Origin of the sequence: Rhodococcus sp. BUPNP1 (assembly GCF_002215235.1) — a bacterium.
Taxonomy (GTDB): domain Bacteria; phylum Actinomycetota; class Actinomycetes; order Mycobacteriales; family Mycobacteriaceae; genus Rhodococcus.
Window position 1 is genome coordinate 141,536 of record NZ_NERM01000005.1, and the last position, 19,799, is coordinate 161,334.

Sequence of the window (19,799 nt, forward strand, 5' to 3'; positions counted from 1 at the left end):
ACCGAGCGGGACCGGCCTTGCGGAATGTGGCCTTCGGGAATCGCCCGTCAGCGCGTACCGGCGGGCAGATCGACCAGCAGAAGGTCGCACGCGACGCGCAGATCGGACTCGACCTCGGGGATCGATATCCGCCCGTTGAGCGCGGACTGGACGAGACCGAACCACAGCGCCACGACCAACCGCACGACGGTCGCGTCCCGCACCGTGGGTTCCGCGATACCCGCGGCGGCCAGGAGCAGTCTGTCGAAGTGCTGGTCGATCTTCGCCACGTCGGGAATGGTGGCGGCGTTCGACGACGCGGCGGATTGGATCATCGCGTTCGCCAGCAACGGAGTGCGCACGAGCGCCCGGGTGGCCTGCAGCAACGCGTCGTATACGACGTCGACAGGCGACGAGGACGACTGCGATCGCCTGGAGAGGTGGATTCCCATCCGATCGATCTGATCCACCATGACCGCGACGAACAGATGGGTCTTGGACGGAAAGTAGCGGTAGAGGGTCCCGATGGCGACACCGGCGAGTTCGGCGACCTCCTGCATCCGGACGCGCTCGAGATCCTTCATCGCGCCCAGGTGCGCAGCAGCATCGATGATCCTGCCGTATCGCGCATGCTGTTCCGCCGAACTCGGTTCTGCGGCGTCCCGGGCCTCCGCAAGTCTGGGCATGCTCGGTTCCTCCCCTTCACGACCGGTGGCGCATCGACCACTGCCGGCGACGAACGTTCCAGGTGGGCACGTCTCGTATCCCGCCTGATCCCGGCCAGTGGGACCTGTCCCGTGGGTGGACCGACCACCACCCGAGACTAGAATGAATACTAATTCCGGCGCGGTGCACTGACGAACCGCCGCAATCGAACAGGAGACGTTCCATGGGTGAATCCGTAAGTCTGGCCGGGCGCGCGGCGGTCGTGACCGGCGCCGGGGCCGGCCTGGGCCGCGCCGAAGCCCTCGCCCTCGCCGAGGCAGGTGCCGCCGTCGTCGTCAACGACATGGGCGACGCGGCGCACGAGGTGGCAGAGGAAATCGTCGCGTCGGGCGGCCAGGCCATCGCCGTTACCGGCGACGTGTCCGACTGGGCTCTCGGCGGACACCTCGTCGAGGAATCCGTCAAGTCGTTCGGGTCCTTCGACATCCTCGTCAACAACGCGGGCATCATCCGCGACAAGATGATCTTCAACCTCACCGAGTCCGACTGGGACGACGTGATCCGGGTCCATCTCAAGGGCCACGCCGCCACCTCCCACGCGGCGGCGGTGCACTGGCGTCAGGCGAGCAAGGCTGCGGGTGGACCGGTCTACGGCCGCGTCGTCAACACCTCGTCGGAGGCCTTCCTCTTCGGTTCCGCCGGACAGCCGAACTATTCCGCCGCGAAGGCAGGCATCACGGCACTGACACTGTCCACGGCGCAGGGCCTGGCGCGCTACGGCGTCACCGCGAATGCGATCTGCCCCCGTGCACGCACCGCGATGACCGCGGAGGCCTTCGGCGAGGCCGGCGCCACGACCGGACTCGATCCCCTGGCGCCGGAGCGCGTGGCCACCCTCGTGCGTTACCTCGCCTCACCGGCGTCCTCGGAGATCACCGGACAGGTGTTCGTGGTGTACGGCAAGATGGTCGCGCTCATGGCAGCGCCGACCGTCGAGAACCGCTTCGACGCAGCCGGTTCGGCATTCACGGTCGAGGAACTCGACGAGCAGCTCTCGTCGTACTTCACCGGCCGCGGCCCGTACGAGACCTACGCCGCCTACAGCATCGCGGAACTCGAGAAGGTCGCGCTGGCCGTCGACTGATCGCTTGACACCACACCCACGAAGGGAGCACGCCATGAGGCTTGCAGACAAGGTCGCGATCGTCACCGGTGGCGCCGGAGGAATCGGGCGCGGCATCGTCAGAGCATTCGTGGACGAGGGTGCCCGCGTCCTGTTCGTCGACATCGACCGGCCCGCGGGTGAAGCCCTCGAAGCCGAGGTCGGCGAAGCCGGGAAATTCCTGTACGCGGACATCTCCGACGAGTCGAGCGCCGAGATGATCGTCGCGTCCGCCGTCGAGCATTTCGGAAAGCTCGACGTGCTCGTCAACAACGCGCACGCGTCCCGGCAGGCGCCACTGCTCGAGACCACTCAGGAGATGCTCGACCTGTCGTTCGGCACGGGCTTCTACCCGACGTTCCGGTTGATGAAGGCAGCACACCCCCAACTCGCCGCGAACAAGGGGTCCGTGATCAACTTCGCGTCCGGGGCAGGGATCGACGGGAGCGCCACGCAGAGTTCGTATGCCGCTGCCAAGGAAGCGATCAGGGCGATCAGCCGGGTCGCGGCGAACGAATGGGCCGCGGAGGACATCAACGTCAACGTCATCTCGCCTCTGGCACTGACCGAGGGTGTGGAGGCGTACATCGCGGCCAACCCCGGCGTCGAGGAGGCTCTGCTGGCGAAGACCCCGATGCACCGGTTCGGCGACCCGCAGGCCGATATCGGCCGTGTTGCGGTCTTCCTGGCCAGTGAGGATGCGTCCTACATGACCGGCCAGACCCTCATGGTCGACGGCGGAACCGTCAAACTACGCTGATTCAGCAGGGGCCGGATTGGGCCGGAACGACGACGAGCGCCTCGGCACTTTCGTGCCGAGGCGCTCGTGCATGGCTGGAGGTTCTCCGGATCAGGCGCTCTTGTCGCGACGCTCCCGATCGGCCTTGCGCGGAACGATCGTCGGAAGGACGTTGTCGTTGACGGTCTCGGCGGTGACCACGACCTTGGCGACGTCGTCGCGGCTGGGGATGTCGTACATCACGGGCAGGAGCACCTCCTCCATGATGGCGCGGAGACCGCGGGCGCCGGTGCCGCGGAGGATCGCCTGGTCGGCGACTGCTTCGAGTCCGTCCTGGGAGAACTCGAGTTCGACGCCGTCCATCTCGAACAGGCGCACGTACTGCTTGACCAGAGCGTTCTTCGGCTCCGACAGGATCTGGACGAGCGATTCCTTGTCGAGATTGGTCACCGACGCGAGGATCGGCAGACGGCCGATGAACTCGGGGATCAGACCGAACTTGATGAGGTCCTCGGGCATGACGTCGGCGAAGTGGTCGGTGGTGTCGATCTCGGCCTTCGACCGCACCTCGGCGCCGAAGCCGATACCGCGCTTGCCGACGCGGTCGGAGACGATCTTCTCGAGACCGGCGAACGCACCCGCCACGATGAACAGCACGTTCGTGGTGTCGATCTGGATGAATTCCTGGTGCGGGTGCTTGCGGCCACCCTGCGGCGGGACGGATGCCTGGGTGCCTTCGAGGATCTTCAGCAGCGCCTGCTGCACGCCCTCGCCCGACACGTCGCGGGTGATCGACGGGTTCTCGCTCTTGCGGGCGATCTTGTCGACCTCGTCGATGTAGATGATGCCGGTCTCGGCGCGCTTGACGTCGTAGTCGGCGGCCTGGATGAGCTTGAGGAGGATGTTCTCGACGTCCTCGCCGACGTAGCCGGCCTCCGTCAGTGCGGTGGCGTCGGCGATAGCGAACGGCACGTTGAGCATCTTCGCGAGCGTCTGCGCGAGATAGGTCTTGCCGCAGCCGGTGGGACCGAGGAGCAGGATGTTGGACTTCGCGAGTTCGACCGTCTCACCGCGGGAGTCGCGGCCCTTGTCGCCGGCCTGGATGCGCTTGTAGTGGTTGTAGACCGCGACGGCCAGCGTGCGCTTGGCGGCGTCCTGGCCGATCACGTAGTTGTCGAGGAAGTCGCGAATCTCGGCCGGCTTGGGCAGCTCGTCGAGCTTGACCTCGCTGGTCTCGGCCAGCTCCTCCTCGATGATCTCGTTGCAGAGATCGATGCACTCGTCGCAGATGTAGACACCGGGGCCCGCAATGAGCTTCTTGACCTGCTTCTGGCTCTTTCCGCAGAAGGAGCACTTGAGCAGATCTCCGCCGTCACCGATACGTGCCATCAGTCAGGTCCCTACTTCCTCGTGTGCGTGCAACCGGTCCCGCAACCACCACACGGGGCGGTCCCGGGGAGCGGGCCCTTTGATCGACCGTACCCGGATGTCGGCGCGCAGGTCGACCGGTTCTGCGCGTTTCCGGTCATATTTGTACAGCACAACATGTGTCGACGATCACAGTCCCGGCGTCGGCGGCTCCGGAAGACACCGTGTCTCCCGGAACCGCCTGCGACGTTCTACTTCTGGGCCGAGAGCTTGCGGTACTCGAGGACCCGGTCGATCAGACCGTATTCGACGGCCTGCTCCGCCGTGAGGATCTTGTCCCGATCGGTGTCCTTGCGGATCTGCTCGGGATCCTTGCCGGTGTGCTTCGAGAGCGTGTTCTCCATGAGGGTACGCATGCGCTCGATCTCGGCGGCCTGGATCTCGAGGTCGGAGACCTGCCCCTGGATGCCACCCGTCGCGGGCTGGTGGATGAGCACGCGAGCGTTGGGCAGCGCCAGACGCTTGCCGGGGGTGCCGGCGGCGAGCAGGACGGCCGCGGCGGACGCGGCCTGGCCGAGGCACACCGTGGTGATGTCGGCGCGGACGTACTGCATGGTGTCGTAGATCGCCATGAGCGAGGTGAACGAACCACCGGGCGAGTTGATGTACATGGTGATGTCGCGGTCGGGATCGAGCGACTCGAGCACCAGCAGCTGGGCCATCACGTCGTTGGCGGACGCGTCGTCGACCTGGACGCCGAGGAAGATGATGCGCTCTTCGAACAGCTTGTTGTACGGGTTGGATTCCTTGACGCCGTAGCTCGAGTGCTCGATGAACGACGGGAGGATGTAGCGGCTCGCGGGCGAGGCAGGAGCGGCGCCGCCGAGCTGGCGCGGATCGAACATGTTGGTCATCGCTTCTCCAAGAATTCGGTGGTGTGAGGGCAGATCGGGCCGGGACCTAGTTGGCGGTGCCGCCGGCCTGCTGCGCCCGGGAGACGACGTGGTCGACGAAGCCGTATTCGAGCGCCTGCTGCGCCGTGAACCAGCGGTCGCGGTCGGAGTCCTTGGTGATCTGCTCCACCGACTGGCCCGTGTGCTCCGCGATGAGCTCGGCCATCTCGCGCTTGGTGTGTGCGAACTGCTCCGCCATGATCGCGATGTCGCTCGCCGTACCACCGATGCCTGCGGACGGCTGGTGCATCATGATCCGCGCGTGCGGGAGTGCGTAACGCTTGCCCTTGGTGCCGGCGGAGAGCAGGAACTGACCCATCGAGGCGGCAAGGCCCATCGCGAAGGTCGCGACATCGCACTCGACGAACTTCATCGTGTCGTAGATCGCCATACCGGCAGTGACCGAACCGCCCGGCGAGTTGATGTACAGGGAGATGTCGCGGGTGGGGTCCTCGGCCGACAGCAGAAGGATCTGCGCGCACAGCTTGTTCGCGATGTCGTCGTCGACCTGGGTGCCCAGGAAGATGATGCGCTCGCGGAGCAGGCGTTCGTACACCGAGTCGCTGAGGTTCAGCCCAGCGGTGGCCGAGGTCATCGCGGGACCGATGGATGTCGCCGGATTCTGAGGAGTCACGGGTACCTGCCTTCTCGTCGATCGTGGGTTGCTGACACTGACACTAACGAAACGGGGCGGCACCGGATGCCCGGTGCCGCCCCTCTTCGCTGAAAGCGGAAATTCGTGCCCCTGGGGTTTCGAATCTCCGTGGGTCCTCCGACTACTCGGAAGCCGAGTCCTCGGTGGTCTCCGCCTCGGCGTTCTCGCCCTCGGCGTCGTCGTCGTTCTTGGTGCCGAACAGCTCGCTGGTGTCGACGGTCGCACCCGTGGTGTCGGTCACGGTGGCGCGATCGACGACGGTGCCGAGCGCCTTGCCGCGGCGGACGTCGGCGAAGACGGCGCCGAGCTGGTTGGCCTGGCTGATCTGCTGGATGAACTGCTCCGGCGGGATGCCGTAGCGCTGCGCCTGGAAGAAGATGCGCTCGGTCAGCTCCTGCTGCTCGACCGTGGTGTTCTCCGCCTCGGCGATCGCGTCGAGGAGCAGCTGGGTCTTCACCGAACGCTCGGCGGACTCGCGTGCTTCCTTGTCGAACTCCTCGCGGCTCGTACCCTGGGCCTCGAGCAGCTCGTTCAGCTTGGTCTCGTCGTGATCGAGCTCGTGGATCGCGTCGTGCAGCGCGCTGTCGACCTCGGCCTGGACGGCGGCCTCGGGGACCGGGATCTCGACGGTCTCGAGGAGAACTTCGAGGACCTTGTCGCGGATCTGGCCGGCCTGCTCGACCTGCTTGACGCGCTGGACGCGCTCGCGGAGGTCGGCCTCGAGCTCGCCGATGGTGTCGAACTCGCTCGCGAGCTGCGCGAACTCGTCGTCGGCCTCGGGCAGCTCGCGCTGCTTGACGGTGTTGACCTTGACGGTGACGACGGCTTCCTTACCGGCGTACTCACCGGCGACCAGCGTGGAGGTGAACTCCTTCGACTCGCCGGCGGACAGGCCGATGATCGCCTCGTCGAGTCCGTCGATGAGCTGGCCGGAGCCGACCTCGTGCGACAGGCCCTCGGTGGCGGCCTCGGGAACCTCGTTGCCGTCGACCGTCGCGGACAGGTCGATGGAGACGAAGTCGCCGTCCTGCACCGGACGCTCGACGCCCGTGAGGGTGCCGAAGCGCTGACGCAGCGACAGCAGCTGCTCGGCGATGTCCTCGTCGGTGATCTCGACGGGATCGACGGTGACGGCGATCTCGGAGAAATCGGGGAGGGTGATCTCGGGACGGACGTCGACCTCGGCGGTGAACGCCAGCTCGACGTTGTCCTCGAGCTTGGTGACGTCGATCTCGGGCTGGCTGATGACCTTGACGTCGTTCGCGGTCACGGCCTCGCTGTAGCGGCTCTGGATGGCCTCGTTGATGACCTGGTCCAGAACGGCGCCGCGGCCGACGCGGGCCTCGAGGATCTTGCGAGGAGCCTTACCGGGGCGGAAGCCCGGGATGCGGACCTGGCCGGCGAGGGCCTTGAAAGCGCGGTCGAAATCAGGCTGGAGCTCCTCGAAGGGCACCTCAACATTGATACGGACTCGCGTCGGGCTCAGCTGCTCGACGGTGCTCTTCACGGACATGCTCCTTCTGTCGTGCTCTCTTGTCGGTCGTTCGTGTCACTACTGAGCGCGCTGACGCTGTTCGATCTGGTCGGGATGACAGGATTCGAACCTGCGACCCTCCGCTCCCAAAGCGGATGCGCTACCAAGCTGCGCCACATCCCGGTCGTGAAGGCACCGCATCCGACCCGCGGGACCCATCGCAGAATCCTACGGCCCCCCGATTATGAAATCCAAAGCGAGGTCCGGTACAGTCACATCTCGCAAGCCGCAGCACCGGTCGACACCGGCGCCGCAGCCGCAACGGGGATGTAGCTCAATGGTAGAGCCCCAGTCTTCCAAACTGGCTACGCGGGTTCGATTCCCGTCATCCCCTCCACGGAGGAAGCCCGCCGGGTGCACACAGCACCGGCGGGCTTCGTCGTTCCGGACCGTCGCCGACGTCCGGTTTCCGGCAGGTGACATGCACATTCCTGGACACATCGTCCCGAAGGGTGTCATCATGCCGTCGAGGTTGAGAAGCAGCCCACCACAGGTCGTCCGAATGCGACCTCGGCTGCAGTCCACTTCGGTTCGACTCGCATCGGCCTCGGTCCTCGCCCTTCTCGTCCGGCCCCGTCCCGTCCGGCCCGCCCATCCGCATTCCGACGACCGCACGAACCACCGCGTCGTGATTCCTCGTCGCGTCCCTCCAGCGGACGCGACCGCGAACGGGTGGGGCGTCGTCGGATGACACCGCAGGGGGTGTCGAGGGACCGGCCTCGCCCCACCTCCGGCCGGCCGGAGTCGGGAACGACTCCGGCCGGTCCCTCTCCCCATCGAATGCCCTTCTCCGGTGTGAAATCCGAGTATCGTCGTCTCACCCCCGTAGGTCAGCGGTCGGTCGAGAAGGCGCCGGCGTCACCGACGGCGCCGGCTGTACCGACGGCGCCTCGCTATGCAGGGAGGCAACGATGCCTCGGCGCCACAGACCGACTCCGGACATGCCCCCGACCTCCGCTCCGACCGTCGGCGTCGAGGAGGAGTTCTTCCTCGTCGACCCGACCTCCGAACGGCTCACCGCGAGCAACGACCTCGTCGTGGCCGCAGCCGCCCGGCTCGGACTCGACATGGACTACGAGCTCAAACGCATCCAGGTCGAGGTGAACACACCGGTCTGCCGCAGCTCGGCCGAGTTGCGTGCGCGTGTCGTCGAGGGCCGGACCATCGCAGCCGCGGCCGCGCGGGAGGCGCACGTGGGTCTGCTCGCGTCGGGTGTGTCGCCCACGCTCCAACAGCTCGCGTCCGTGACGGATGTGCCGCGCTACCGGACGATGGCCGAGCGGTACGGACGTCTCGTCGAGGAGCAGGAGGTCTGCGGCTGCCACGTCCACGTCGGTGTCGCGGACCGCGAAACCGCCGTCCTGGTGTGCAATCACGTCCGGGTGTGGTTGCCCACCCTGCTGGCCGCGACGGCCAACTCGCCCATCCATCGGGGCCGCGACACCGGGTACGCCAGTTGGCGGGCGATCATGGCCTCCCGCTGGCCGTGCGCGGGTCCTCCCCCGCGGTTCACGTCGGCGGAGCACTACGACGCGATCGTCGCCATGATGATCGAGAGCGGCAACATCCTCGATCCGGGCATGGTCTATTGGGACGTGCGTCCCTCGGCGCATCTGCCTACCGTCGAGATCCGGGTGAGCGACGTGCCGGCAACGGTCGACGAGACTGTTCTCCTGGCGATGCTCGTCCGCGCGCTCGTCGCCACCGCCGAACGAGAGGTCCGGGCGGGCATCACTGCTCCTCCGGTCGCCGACGAGGTCGTCCACGCCGCGTACCTGTGCGCTGCTCGCGAGGGGCCGACCGGACGTGCCGTCGACGTGTTCACTGGACGGCCCGCCACCGCGCAACAGTCGTTCCGCGCTTTCCTCCGATACATCCGCCCACAACTCGAGGCGACCGGCGACCACCGGTGCGCGGCGGCGATGTGGGAGACGATCCTCGCCCGCGGCACCGGGGCGATGCTGCAGCGACGCGCGTTCGCCCGCCGTCACGCCGTCGCCGACGTCGTCGACGCACTGCACCGCGCGTTCGTCGACGGACCGCAGACTCCTCCCCTGTCCGGCGGCGCCCACCCCGCCCCGGACGTTCCGGCGCTCTGATCCCGCGACCTGCCGTTTGGAGGTCCTTCCCTCGGGTATTCGCGACCACACGAGCCACGACGAGGGAGCACGTATGCGCGCGATGGTCTATCGCGGCCCGTATCGGGTCCGCGTCGAAGAGAAGGACATTCCCCGGATCGAGCATCCCAACGACGCCATCGTGCGCGTCGAGTTGGCGGCGACCTGCGGTTCCGACCTGCACCTCTACCACGGGATGATGCCCGACACCCGCGTCGGTACGACCTTCGGCCACGAGTTCGTCGGGGTGGTCCACGAGGTCGGTCCGTCGGTGCAGAGCCTGAAACCCGGCGACCGCGTCATGGTCCCGTTCAACGTCTTCTGCGGGTCGTGCTTCTTCTGCGCGCGCGGCCTGTATTCGAACTGCCACAACGTCAACCCCAACGCCACCGCGGTCGGTGGCATCTACGGCTACTCGCACACCTGCGGCGGCTACGACGGTGGCCAGGCCGAGTTCGTGCGGGTGCCGTTCGCCGACGTCAGTCCCACCGTCGTGCCCGACTGGATGGACGGCGAGGACGCTCTGATGCTCACCGACGCCCTGGCGACCGGCTACTTCGGTGCCCAACTGGGCGACATCGTCGAGGGCGACACGGTCGTGGTCTTCGGCGCCGGCCCGGTGGGCCTGTACGCGGCGAAGTCCGCCTGGTTCATGGGGGCCGGCCGGGTCATCGTGATCGACCATCTCGAGTACCGGCTGGAGAAGGCCCGCACCTTCGCACACGCCGAGACCTACAACTTCGCGGAGTACGACGACATCGTCGTCCATCTGAAGAAGATCACCGGCCATCTCGGGGCGGACATCGCCATCGACGCCGTCGGCGCGGAGGCCGACGGGAACTTCCTGCAGCACGTCACCGCCGCGAAGCTGAAGATGCAGGGTGGCTCGCCGGTCGCGCTGAACTGGGCCATCGACGGTGTCCGTAAGGGCGGCACCATCTCGGTGATGGGCGCCTACGGCCCGATCTTCAGTGCCGTGAAGTTCGGCGACGCGCTCAACAAGGGCCTGACGCTGCGAATGAACCAGTGCCCCGTCAAGCGCCAGTGGCCGCGGCTGTTCGAGCACGTCCGCAACGGCTACCTGAAACCGAACGACATCGTCACGCACCGCGTTCCGCTCGAACACATTGCGGAGGCCTACCACATGTTCTCGTCGAAGCTCGACGGGTGCATCAAACCGATCATCGTCGCCGACGGGAGCTGAGGAGGACCATCATGGCCTACACCGCAGACAAGCCCGAACCGCCCGAGACCCCCGACCAGCTGCGTGCCCGTATCCCCGGCTGGGGCGTCGACCTGGATCCGCGCGACCGCCCGTCGGTGCCGAAGGAACGCTTCGCGCCCGAGGCGACGGGCGCGCACTGGGACTTCCCCGAACGCCAGCCGGGACACGAGACCCGCGAACGCTCGATCGAGCACGCCTTCGTCACGCCGGTCTTCGGCACCACCGCGCCGTTGAAGGGACTGTCGGGTGTCGTGCGCAGGCACGCCTACCGCCGGTACAGCGAGGCCCGCGCCGCGCACTGGTTACTTCTGATCGGCGCCGACCGCATCGACGTCGCCGAGAGCCGGGTCCGGGCGCTGCTGCAGGGCCGCCCCGACAATCCGGTGACCGAGAGCGGACTCCGGGCGGAGATCACCGCGCACGATGGGGCATCGCGACGTCGGAGTTCGCGGGCCGACGTCAATCACCAGTGGCTCGATCCGTTCGTCTCGGGAGCACCGTGGATCGCCGCGGCGGGTCTGGGCGCAGTGGCCGTCGGACGTTGGAGAGGACGAGCGCGGCGGTGAGGACCGGCATGTGGGGACATCCCGAATCCAGCAACGACGTGTCACCTTTTCGACTCGATAGTGCAAAGCGAGAGTCAAGCGCGGGTGTGTGTCGTTCACGATATGAGACCGTCCCTGTTGTGAAGGATACCTCCGACGACCTCGCCCGGGACTGCTCCCCCGGCTCCTCGGTCGTCGCCGCCGTCCTTCTCGACGCCACCCCCGACTGGGATCGGGTCGCGGCGGTGCTCGCGCCGGGCAACCACGAGTCGCCGAGCTTCCGGCACCGCGTGGTGGAACTTCCGTTCGGCCTCGACCCGCCGCGCCGTACCGGGCATCCGGACTCGGATCCGCCCTGGCATCTCGAGCGGGTCGAGCTGCCCGCCCCGGCGAGTTTCGAGGAGGTGCTCGCCTACGCCCGCACCGCACCCGAGCCCTCGGGACTCGGGCACCCGCGCTGGGAACTGACCCTGCTCGACGGCCTCGACGGCGGCCAGTCGGCACTGGTGATCCGCCTGCGCCATCTCGGCTCCGTGCCGGCTCCCGGGCAGTCCGACTCCATGTTGTCGTGGGCGAAATCGGTGTCCGAGCAGAGCGCCGAGTCGTTCCGCACCGCCGCGCACGTGTTCACGTCGCTGGGCACCGGATTGATCAATGCCCTGCTCGGACGCACCGGCGACCGCGAGGAGCCCGCACCCCGCGCGCCGCGACTGCACGTGCTCGACGCGGATCTCGCCGCCCTGCGTCACGCCTGCGAACGCGCGGGCTGTCGCGTGTCGAGCGGGTTCTCCGCCGCGATGCTCCTCGCGTGCAGCGAGTACCGCCGTCGACACGGCCGCTCGATCGACGGCCTGCGCGTCGTCGTGCCCGGGCCGGACGGCGGAGCGGTGGCCATGGCACCCGAGGACGAGACGGAGATCCACGCGATGGACGCGGTCGATCTCATGCGACGCATCGACATCTCGTTCCCGTCCTCCGCCGGAGCACAGGCCGACATCGCCGTCGGTCCGCGGGACGTGGTGGTGTCCACGCTCCCGGGTTCCCACGCACCGCTCTACGTCGGTGGCGCGAAGATCGAGCGGTACTACGGCTTCGGCGCGGCCGACGGCGCAATGATGACCGCGTCGGCGATGTCCTACCGCGACACCTGCTGCATGGGCCTGGCGGTGGACCCCACGGTCCTCCCCAACCGCGATTCGTTCGATTCCTGCCTGCAGGAAGGGATGCGCGCGGTCCTCGGGGAGTGACTCCCCGCGTCGGTACGCTGGAGAACAGGACCCTCCCCACCGGAAGGATCGGCCGTGGAACTTCTGCTCATCCTCGCCGCCGTCGGTGCCGTGGTGTACTTCGTCTCCCGCTCCCAGAAGAGCACCACCCGTCACCGCACCGTCACCCTCGACGACGCCAAGGCCGACGCACGGCAGGCGATCGAGCGTCTCGGCGGCCAAATCTACAACCTGACCGGCACCGACGACGCCTCACGCCAAGCGCTGGCGGACGCATCCGAGCGCTTCACCGCCGCCGGCTCCCAGATCGAGCAGGCGAACTCGCCGATGCAGGCGCGTCTCGCGAAACAGACCGCGCTCGAAGGTCTGTACTACATCCGCGCCGCGCGCCTGGCGATGGGCATGGACCCGGGTCCGGAGATCCCGACGCTCGACGGACAGAAGTCCGCCGGCGAGGTCACCGAGAAACGCACCGTCGACTTCGAGGGACGCACCATCGCCGCGTCGCCGTCACCGTCCTCCGCGACACCGAACTACTACCCGGGCGGTCGCGTCGCGGGCCGGCCCGTCCCTGCGGGCTGGTATTCGGAGCCGTGGTGGAAGCCCGCCCTGGTGGCAGGCGCGTGGGGTGTCGGCTCGATGCTGCTCTTCTCGACGATGTTCGCCGGGATGGCCGGTGTCCCCTACGACGCGCAAGCATTCGAATCCGGCGTCGGTGATCCGTCCGCGGAGACAGGCGGGGGCGACGACTTCGGCGGTGGTGACGAATACGGCGGGGGCGACGAGTTCGGAGGCGGTGACGATTTCGGTGGCGGCGACTTCGGTGGCGGGGACGGCGGCGGATTCGATTTCGGCGGCTTCGATTTCTGAGCCGGGTCGACTGAGCCGAATCCCCTGAGTCGGGTCAGCTCGGCTGACAGACCGGGCACCAGAACAGGTTCCGCGCCTGCATGACCGAGTGCAGGACGGGAGTCCCGCAGATCCGGCAGGGTTCGCCGGCACGGCGATAGACGTACGTACGGGGTCTGTTCTTGGCGTAGGCCGGCGCGCCGTGGTCGTGTTCGGGTCGCACGACGTGCATGCGCCCGTGCTCGACACCGACGTTCATCAGCTCGACGAGGTCGGCCCAGATCGCGTCGAACTCACTGCGGGACAGCTTGTTTCCCGGACGTTCCGGATGGATGCCGTGGCGGAAGAGCACTTCGGCGCGGTAGACGTTGCCGACCCCGGCGATGACGGCCTGGTTCATGAGCAACGCCCCGATCGCGGTGCGTGATCTGCCGATGCGGCGCCACGCCCGCTCGGGATCGGCGTCGGGACGCAGCGGGTCGGGACCGAGCCGGGCCTCGATCGACTCGACCTCACCGGGGGTGAGCACCTCGCACGCCGCCGGACCACGCAGGTCGCTGCCGTGGCGCGCGCCGATCATCCGCATCCGCACCTGTCCGACCGGTTCGCCGAGCGGCAACTCGCGGTCGGTGAACTCACCGTAGATACCGAGATGCACGTGGACGGCGAGACCACCCTCGTAGTGGTGGAAGAGATGCTTGCCCCACGCGTCCGCGTGGGTCAGGACGCGTCCGTCCACGGCGGCGGCACCGTCGGCGAACCGCCCCTGCGGACTGGACACCCGCACCGGCGCACCCGAATACCACTCGTGGTGCAGCCGGGCGAGCCGGTGCAGGATGTGTCCTTCGGGCACGGATCAGGCAGGCGCGCCGGGAACCGCCGGGGCCTCGCCGGTCTTCTCGTACTCGGCGAGGATGTCGATGCGGCGCTGGTGACGCTCCTCGTTCGACCACTCGGTCGACAGGAAGGCGTCGACGATCGCGAGGGTCTCCTCGAGGCTGTGCATACGGCCACCGATGCCGATGAGCTGCGCGTTGTTGTGCTCGCGCGCAAGCTTGGCGGTGTCGACGCTCCACGCCAGGGCGCAGCGCGCACCCGGCACCTTGTTGGCGGCGATCTGCTCGCCGTTGCCGCTACCCCCGAGCACGATGCCGAGGCTGCCCTTGTCGGCGACGGTGCGCCGCGCGGCCTCGATGCAGAAGGCCGGGTAGTCGTCGAGGGCGTCGTACTCGAACGCACCGCAGTCGATCGGCTCGTGGCCGTTCTTCTTCAGGTGCTCGATGATCTCATTCTTCCGTTCGAAGCCCGCGTGGTCGGCTCCCAGGTAAACGCGCATGGGCCGAGTCTAACGAGGCCGGTCGGTGTGTCAGACGCCGACGGGTTCGCGGGCCTCCTGGGCCTCGAGTTCGCGCACGATCGGCGGCACGTTCCTGCCGAAGTACTCGACCTCCTCCTGGAAGTGCAGGAAACCGGCGAGGATCAGGTCGACGCCGCGACGACGGTATTCGACGATGCGATGTGCGATCTGCTCGGGCGTGCCGATGAGCTGGGTCTTGAAACCGTCGTTGTACTGGACGAGATCCTCGAAAGTCGAGTCCGCCCACATGCCCTTCTTGTCGCCCGTGGACGAACCGGCCTGCCGGACGGCACTGCGGAAGCCCTCGACGGCCGGCTTGTTCGCCTTCTCCACGATCTCCCGGAGGGTGTCGCGGGCCTCCTTCTCGGTGTCGCGGGCAATGATGAACCCGTTGAGCCCGATCTTCACCTCGCGGTCGTGGGCACGGGCGACCTCGCGCAGCTCGTCGATCTGGGCGGTGATGCCGTCGTAGTCCTTGCCGTTGCTGAAGTACCAGTCGGCGTAGCGACCACCGTTGGCGATGGCGGCGGTGGAGTTGCCACCCTGGAACAGCTCCGGATTCGGGCGCTCGGGGGTGTTGGCCGGCTTCGGCTTCAGTGTGAAGTCGTGGATCCGGTAGAAGTCGCCGCGGAAGTCGACCTCGTCCTCGGTCCAGATCTTGCGGAGCACCTGGAGGAACTCGGCGCTGCGCCGGTAGCGCTCGTCGTGCTCGAGCCACGGCTCACCCATGTGGGTGAACTCGTCCTTGAACCATCCGCTGACGACGTTGACCGCGAACCGGCCACCGGACAGCTGGTCGGCGGTCGCGCCGAGCTTGGCCAGCACGGCCGGCTGCCACAGACCGGGGTGGACGGCGGCGATGACCTTGAGCCGCTCGGTGGCGAGCAGCAGGGCGAGGCTGAAACTCGTCGACTCGTGCTGGAACTCCGCGCCGTAGCTGGCCTCGTACCGCACCTGGCTCAGTGCGTATTCGAAGCCGTTGTTCTCGGCCGTACGGGCGAGCTCGACGTTGTACTCGTAGTCCCAGCTCGTGCGCTGTTCGATGTCCGAGGTGACCAGACCACCACTGACGTTGGGCACCCAGTAGGCGAAAGTGGTCTGATCGGCGATGCGTTCGGTCGACATGTGTTCATCCAAGCCCGGGATCGGTCCCGCGCCCACCATAAGAATCAACGAGATCCGAACAGTGGACCGCCGGAGGCGGGTCGGAGCACACCCCGCCGGAGGCAGGTCGGAGCACACCCCGCCGGAGGCAGGTCGGAGCACACCCCGCCGGAGGCAGGTCGGAGCACACCCCGCCGGAGGCGGGTCAGAGCACGCCGTAGCGCGGCGGGTGGGTGCCGCTGAGGGTCCACCGGCCGATGTGCTGGAGCTTCCACCGGGTCGCGTCGTGCAGGGTGTGCGTGCGGGCGTCGCGCCAGTAGCGCGACAGATTCGCGGCTCCCGATGCGCTGCGGGTGCCGCCGAGTTCGAACAGGATGTTCGCCGTCTCGACGGCGGCGCGGGTCGCGGCGACCTTCGCGGTCGCGACCTCGATGGAGGCCGCGGCGGTGGTCTCTGCGGTCGGGTTCGCGCGTGCGCGGTCGACGGCCCGCCCTGCCTCCGCGAGCAGTGCCTGGGCGGCCCGGACGGTGACGGTGGCCTCTCCGGCGATCTGGACGAGCAGCGGATCGTCCACTGCTCGTTCGACATCCGCCTCGAAGTGCGGCCGTGCGCGACCTGCCTGGACGACGGCCTCGGCGAGTGCGCCGGTCGCGATACCCACGTCGATCGCCGAGTGCAGCAGCTGCGCTTGAGCGCCGTAGGTGGTGGGCGCTTCGAAGATCGGCGTGTACGGCACGACCGCCGCGTCGGGGACCTCGATGTCGTCGAGGGTGACGGTGCCGCTGGCGGTGGTGCGTTGGCCCATGCCGTCCCAGTCGTCGACGACGGTGAGTCCGGCGGTCTCGCGCCGGACGAAGGCGACGGCCTTCGGGGTCGACGCGTCGGTCGCGTCCGGATCGTCGGAAAGACTGGCGCGCACCGCGATCCAGTCGGCGAACAACGCACCGGTGCTGTAGAACTTGCGGCCGGTGAGGACGTAGCCGTCCCTCTGCCGGCGCAGCACCGTGCTGTCGATGTTCACCGCATGCGACCCGCGTTCGCTCTGGGCGTTGGCGAACAGCGCACCGCCGAGCACTTCGCCGTAGAAGAAGCGCTTCTGCTCGTCGCTGCCCTGGGATCGGATCGCCTCGAGGAAGGTGAAGTGCGAGTGCGGGATCTGGGCGATGCTCGGATCCGCCGAGGCGAGGATCCGGAAGATCTCGGCGACCACTTCGTACGGAGCGGCGATGCCGCCGTATTCGGTGGGCACGGTCACCGCGAGCAGTCCGGAGGCCGCGAGCGCGCGGATCTCGTCGCGCGGCAGTTCCCGTTCGGCATCACGACGTGACGCGCCGGCCGCGAACTCGTCGGCGAGCGCGGAGGCGACGCGCAGGGCCTCGTCGGTGTCGGCGAGGCGGGTCGCGGTGCGTGAGGTGGTCATCGCGTCACCTCCGGCGCGAGCGACGCGCTGGTTGTGACGAGCAGGGTACGGGGACAGGGAACAGCCATGATGCATCACGGTAGTCCGCGCCCGACCCGAAGCCGAGAATTGAATTCGGGGTGAGCACAAGTCTGTACGGCGGAGCGTTGCGACCTTCGGTCCCGAGCGTGGCGAACCCCGCCCCGGCAGGTCAGCGGCGCATTGCCCAGACTTTCGGGCCGCCGTCCGGCAGCTCCACGACACCGGTGACGACGAATCCAAGATGTTCGTAGAACGCGACGTTCGCCTCCGAGGAGGTCTCCAGACAGGCCGCGACCCCCTGCCGTTCGGCCGCGCGAAGTCCTGGTTCGAGGACGGCCCGTCCCAGGCCGCGCCCCTGCGAGGCGGGATCGACGCCCACCGTGGCCAGGAACCACGCGGGCTCGCTCGGCTGCAGCTCCGCGGTGGCCTGCTCGGCCAGTTCGGCGGCGTGGGCACGATCGCCCCGCAGTTCCGTCACCCGATCGGCGACGGACACGAACGCCTCCTCGAGTCCGGTGGAGCCGGGCGTCGTCCAGACGGCCACCGCATCGACGTCATCGGAGACCCACACCTCGCCGCAGCGCATGCCGATCTCGGTGAGGAAGAGCCGCTGGAGGTCGCGGACCCGGGTCTCGTGGTCCCGGCCGTCGACGGTGTAGCGGGTGAACGGATAGTCGCGGAACGCTCGTCCGAGCGTTGCCGTCGCTTTCTCGACATCGTGCACCGTCGCCGGCCGGACCACATGATCGTTCGACACGCCGTGGCACTCTACCGAGCGCCACGGCCGCACTCGGTCAGGAGAAGTCGGGCTCCTCGTCGCGGCTGCGCTTGAGTTCGAAGAAGTGCGGGTAGGACGCGAGGGCGACCACGCCGTCCCATACCTTGCCGGCCTCTTCGCCGCGCGGGATCTTCGACAGGACGGGCCCGAAGAAGGCGATGCCGTTGACATGGATGGTGGGGGTACCGACGTCCTGGCCCACCTTGTCCATGCCGGCGTGGTGGCTCGTGCGCAGAGCCTCGTCGTAGGCGTCGCTGTCGGCGGCCTCGGCCAGCGAGGCATCGAGGTCGAGTTCGGCGAGCGACGCGGCGATCACGTCCGCGAAGTCCTTGTTGCCCTCGTTGTGGATGCGGGTGCCCATCGCCGTGTACAGCGGGGAGAGGATGTCGTCGCCGTACTTCTGCGCTGCGGCGATCGCGACGCGCACCGGGCCCCACGCCTTCGTCATCAGCTCGGCGTACTCCTCCGGCAGGTCGCGCCCCTCGTTCAGCACGGCCAGGCTCATGACATGGAAACGCGCGTCGATGTCGCGTACCTTCGTGACCTCGAGGATCCAGCGCGAGGTGATCCAGCACCACGGGCACAACGGATCGAACCAGAAGTCGGCGGTGTCCTTGCCGGTCGTGGACGCGGCAGTCAGGTCGCTCAAGAGATCTCCTCACAAAAATTCGTACGGGCCGGACAACTACGAGCATGTTCAACGCGGTTCCGTCGACGATTCTTCCTGAACCGGGCCGTAGTGCGGGCGGTAGCCGTAACGTCGGAGCCGGGAAGCAGGTCCGGCACGCATCACAGTGGAGGCACCACGATGTCGGGTGAGGAAACGTTTCTGATCGTCGGCGCGGGTCTGGCCGGTGCCAAGCTGGCAGAGGAACTGCGCGCCCGCGACTTTCCCGGGCGCATCCTGCTGATCGGCGCGGAGGAGCACCTGCCCTACGAGCGACCGCCGTTGTCGAAGGACTACTTCGCCGGACGCAAGCAACTCGCCGACTTCACGGTGCACGACGGCGACTGGTACCGCGACCACCGCGTCGAACTGCTGCTCGGCACGAAGGTCACCGCGATCGATCCGGCCGCCCACACGGTGACGTTGCCCGACGGGTCGACGTTGCACTACGACAAGCTCGCTCTCGCAACGGGCTCGACGCCCCGCACGGTCCCGATTCCCGGAGCCGACGCCGAACGCGTGTACGTCATGCGCACCGTCGAGGACTCCGATGCGCTGCTCACCGCGATCCAGGGCGAGACCGACCATGCGGGATGGCTGGCCGTCATCGGCGCGGGATGGATCGGCATGGAGATCGCCGCGAACGCCCGCGGCCGGGGCGCGGGGGTGGTGATCGCGGAGACCGCGAAGCAACCCCTGCTCGGTGCACTCGGCGAGGAGATGGGCGCGGTGTTCGCCGACCTGCACCGCGCACACGGGGTCGATCTGCGGACGAACACCTCGGTGCGCGAGATCGTCGCCTACGACGGTCGCGCGAGCGGCATCCGGTTCGGCGACGACAGTGTGGTGCCCGCCGACGCCGTGCTGGTCGCGGTCGGGGCGCGCCCGAATGTCGACCTGGCCCGCGACGCCGGGCTCGCGGTCGACGACGGCGTGCTCGTCGACGCCTCGATGCGGACGAGCGATCCGGACATCGTGGCCGTCGGCGACATCGCCTCGGCGGAGCACCCGCTGCTCGGCACCCGGGTGCGCGTCGAACACTGGGCCAACGCCCTGAACCAGCCGGCCGTCGCGGCCGCGACGATGCTCGGCCGCGAGGCAACCTACGACCGGCTCCCCTATTTCTTCACCGACCAGTACGACCTCGGCATGGAATACGTCGGGCTCGCTCCCCGCGACGCGCGGGTGGTCACCCGCGGCGACGTGCAGGGCCGGCAGTTCCTCGCGTTCTGGCTCGACGACGAGCAACACGTCCGGGCGGGGATGAACGTCAACATCTGGGATGCCGGGGACGACATCCGCGCTCTCATCGCCTCGGGGCGGCCCGTCGACGTCGGCCGGTTGACGGACACCACGGTGCCGTTGTCCGACGTCGCTCCGTGAGGGTTCGCCGATCATGATGGGATGGACGCCGACCGACATTCCGTCGTGAGA

The 19,799-nt window shown here is 67.9% G+C and carries 19 protein-coding genes and 2 tRNA genes; 9 read left to right on the forward strand and 12 right to left on the reverse strand.

Going from position 1 to position 19,799, the window contains the following annotated elements:
• Positions 1-47 precede the first annotated feature (47 nt).
• On the reverse strand, positions 48-665 hold the full coding sequence (locus B9C99_RS06965; protein WP_026061072.1) for a TetR family transcriptional regulator: 618 nt from the start codon (positions 663-665) through the stop codon (positions 48-50).
• A gap of 203 nt (positions 666-868) precedes the next feature.
• On the opposite strand from B9C99_RS06965, the gene B9C99_RS06970 reads away from it, so the two are divergent.
• A complete protein-coding gene (locus B9C99_RS06970; RefSeq protein ID WP_088897369.1) occupies positions 869-1,789 on the forward strand; it encodes a 3-oxoacyl-ACP reductase in 921 nt (306 codons plus the stop codon).
• A 34-nt stretch (positions 1,790-1,823) separates the two neighbouring features.
• Complete coding sequence (locus tag B9C99_RS06975; protein ID WP_088897370.1) at positions 1,824-2,567, forward strand: SDR family NAD(P)-dependent oxidoreductase; 744 nt, start codon at positions 1,824-1,826, stop codon at positions 2,565-2,567.
• A gap of 90 nt (positions 2,568-2,657) precedes the next feature.
• On the opposite strand, the gene clpX is transcribed toward B9C99_RS06975, so the two are convergent.
• From clpX to B9C99_RS07000, 5 genes are all read right to left on the reverse strand, one after another.
• A complete protein-coding gene (clpX, locus tag B9C99_RS06980) occupies positions 2,658-3,935 on the reverse strand; it encodes an ATP-dependent Clp protease ATP-binding subunit ClpX (protein WP_016691868.1) in 1,278 nt (425 codons plus the stop codon).
• Positions 3,936-4,165: 230 nt separating this feature from the next.
• Positions 4,166-4,828, reverse strand: a complete 663-nt coding sequence (locus tag B9C99_RS06985) for an ATP-dependent Clp protease proteolytic subunit (protein WP_016691867.1) — start codon at positions 4,826-4,828, stop codon at positions 4,166-4,168.
• Between the two features lie 46 nt (positions 4,829-4,874).
• Positions 4,875-5,501, reverse strand: a complete 627-nt coding sequence (locus B9C99_RS06990) for an ATP-dependent Clp protease proteolytic subunit (protein WP_016691866.1) — start codon at positions 5,499-5,501, stop codon at positions 4,875-4,877.
• A gap of 142 nt (positions 5,502-5,643) precedes the next feature.
• A complete protein-coding gene (tig, locus tag B9C99_RS06995; RefSeq protein ID WP_367301596.1) occupies positions 5,644-7,029 on the reverse strand; it encodes a trigger factor in 1,386 nt (461 codons plus the stop codon).
• 73 nt (positions 7,030-7,102) lie between these two features.
• A tRNA-Pro gene (locus B9C99_RS07000) sits at positions 7,103-7,179 on the reverse strand.
• Positions 7,180-7,319: 140 nt separating this feature from the next.
• Between B9C99_RS07000 and B9C99_RS07005 the strand changes: the two genes are divergently transcribed.
• From B9C99_RS07005 to B9C99_RS07030, 6 genes are all read left to right on the forward strand, one after another.
• Positions 7,320-7,393 (forward strand) — tRNA-Gly (locus B9C99_RS07005).
• A 604-nt stretch (positions 7,394-7,997) separates the two neighbouring features.
• A complete protein-coding gene (locus B9C99_RS07010; RefSeq protein ID WP_088897372.1) occupies positions 7,998-9,155 on the forward strand; it encodes a glutamate--cysteine ligase in 1,158 nt (385 codons plus the stop codon).
• A 73-nt stretch (positions 9,156-9,228) separates the two neighbouring features.
• On the forward strand, positions 9,229-10,377 hold the full coding sequence (locus B9C99_RS07015; RefSeq protein ID WP_088897373.1) for a zinc-dependent alcohol dehydrogenase: 1,149 nt from the start codon (positions 9,229-9,231) through the stop codon (positions 10,375-10,377).
• Positions 10,378-10,388: 11 nt separating this feature from the next.
• On the forward strand, positions 10,389-10,964 hold the full coding sequence (locus B9C99_RS07020; protein WP_088897374.1) for a hypothetical protein: 576 nt from the start codon (positions 10,389-10,391) through the stop codon (positions 10,962-10,964).
• A gap of 119 nt (positions 10,965-11,083) precedes the next feature.
• Complete coding sequence (locus tag B9C99_RS07025; RefSeq protein ID WP_088897375.1) at positions 11,084-12,190, forward strand: wax ester/triacylglycerol synthase domain-containing protein; 1,107 nt, start codon at positions 11,084-11,086, stop codon at positions 12,188-12,190.
• Positions 12,191-12,244: 54 nt separating this feature from the next.
• Positions 12,245-13,039: a hypothetical protein gene (locus B9C99_RS07030; protein WP_088897376.1), complete on the forward strand. Its 795-nt coding sequence runs from the start codon at positions 12,245-12,247 to the stop codon at positions 13,037-13,039.
• Positions 13,040-13,073: 34 nt separating this feature from the next.
• On the opposite strand, the gene B9C99_RS07035 is transcribed toward B9C99_RS07030, so the two are convergent.
• The 6 genes from B9C99_RS07035 to B9C99_RS07060 all read right to left on the reverse strand — a co-directional run bounded on the left by B9C99_RS07035 (position 13,074) and on the right by B9C99_RS07060 (position 18,338).
• Positions 13,074-13,871: a DNA-formamidopyrimidine glycosylase family protein gene (locus B9C99_RS07035; RefSeq protein ID WP_016691859.1), complete on the reverse strand. Its 798-nt coding sequence runs from the start codon at positions 13,869-13,871 to the stop codon at positions 13,074-13,076.
• A gap of 3 nt (positions 13,872-13,874) precedes the next feature.
• Positions 13,875-14,354 (reverse strand): ribose-5-phosphate isomerase, encoded by a 480-nt coding sequence (locus B9C99_RS07040; RefSeq protein WP_016691858.1) that lies wholly within the window; start codon positions 14,352-14,354, stop codon positions 13,875-13,877.
• A gap of 30 nt (positions 14,355-14,384) precedes the next feature.
• Positions 14,385-15,500: a dimethylsulfone monooxygenase SfnG gene (gene sfnG / locus B9C99_RS07045; protein WP_088897448.1), complete on the reverse strand. Its 1,116-nt coding sequence runs from the start codon at positions 15,498-15,500 to the stop codon at positions 14,385-14,387.
• A 184-nt stretch (positions 15,501-15,684) separates the two neighbouring features.
• Positions 15,685-16,899: an SfnB family sulfur acquisition oxidoreductase gene (locus B9C99_RS07050; protein WP_088897377.1), complete on the reverse strand. Its 1,215-nt coding sequence runs from the start codon at positions 16,897-16,899 to the stop codon at positions 15,685-15,687.
• 190 nt (positions 16,900-17,089) lie between these two features.
• Positions 17,090-17,677 carry a GNAT family N-acetyltransferase gene (locus B9C99_RS07055; RefSeq protein ID WP_088897378.1) on the reverse strand — a complete coding sequence of 196 codons (588 nt, stop codon included), beginning with the start codon at positions 17,675-17,677 and terminating at the stop codon, positions 17,090-17,092.
• Between the two features lie 37 nt (positions 17,678-17,714).
• On the reverse strand, positions 17,715-18,338 hold the full coding sequence (locus B9C99_RS07060; RefSeq protein ID WP_172414892.1) for a DsbA family protein: 624 nt from the start codon (positions 18,336-18,338) through the stop codon (positions 17,715-17,717).
• Between the two features lie 168 nt (positions 18,339-18,506).
• Here B9C99_RS07060 and B9C99_RS07065 point away from each other — a divergent pair, with 168 nt between their 5' ends.
• The gene (locus B9C99_RS07065) at positions 18,507-19,748 is read left to right on the forward strand and encodes an FAD-dependent oxidoreductase (protein WP_088897379.1); all 1,242 of its coding nucleotides are present in this window, start codon (positions 18,507-18,509) and stop codon (positions 19,746-19,748) included.
• Positions 19,749-19,799: the final 51 nt, after the last annotated feature.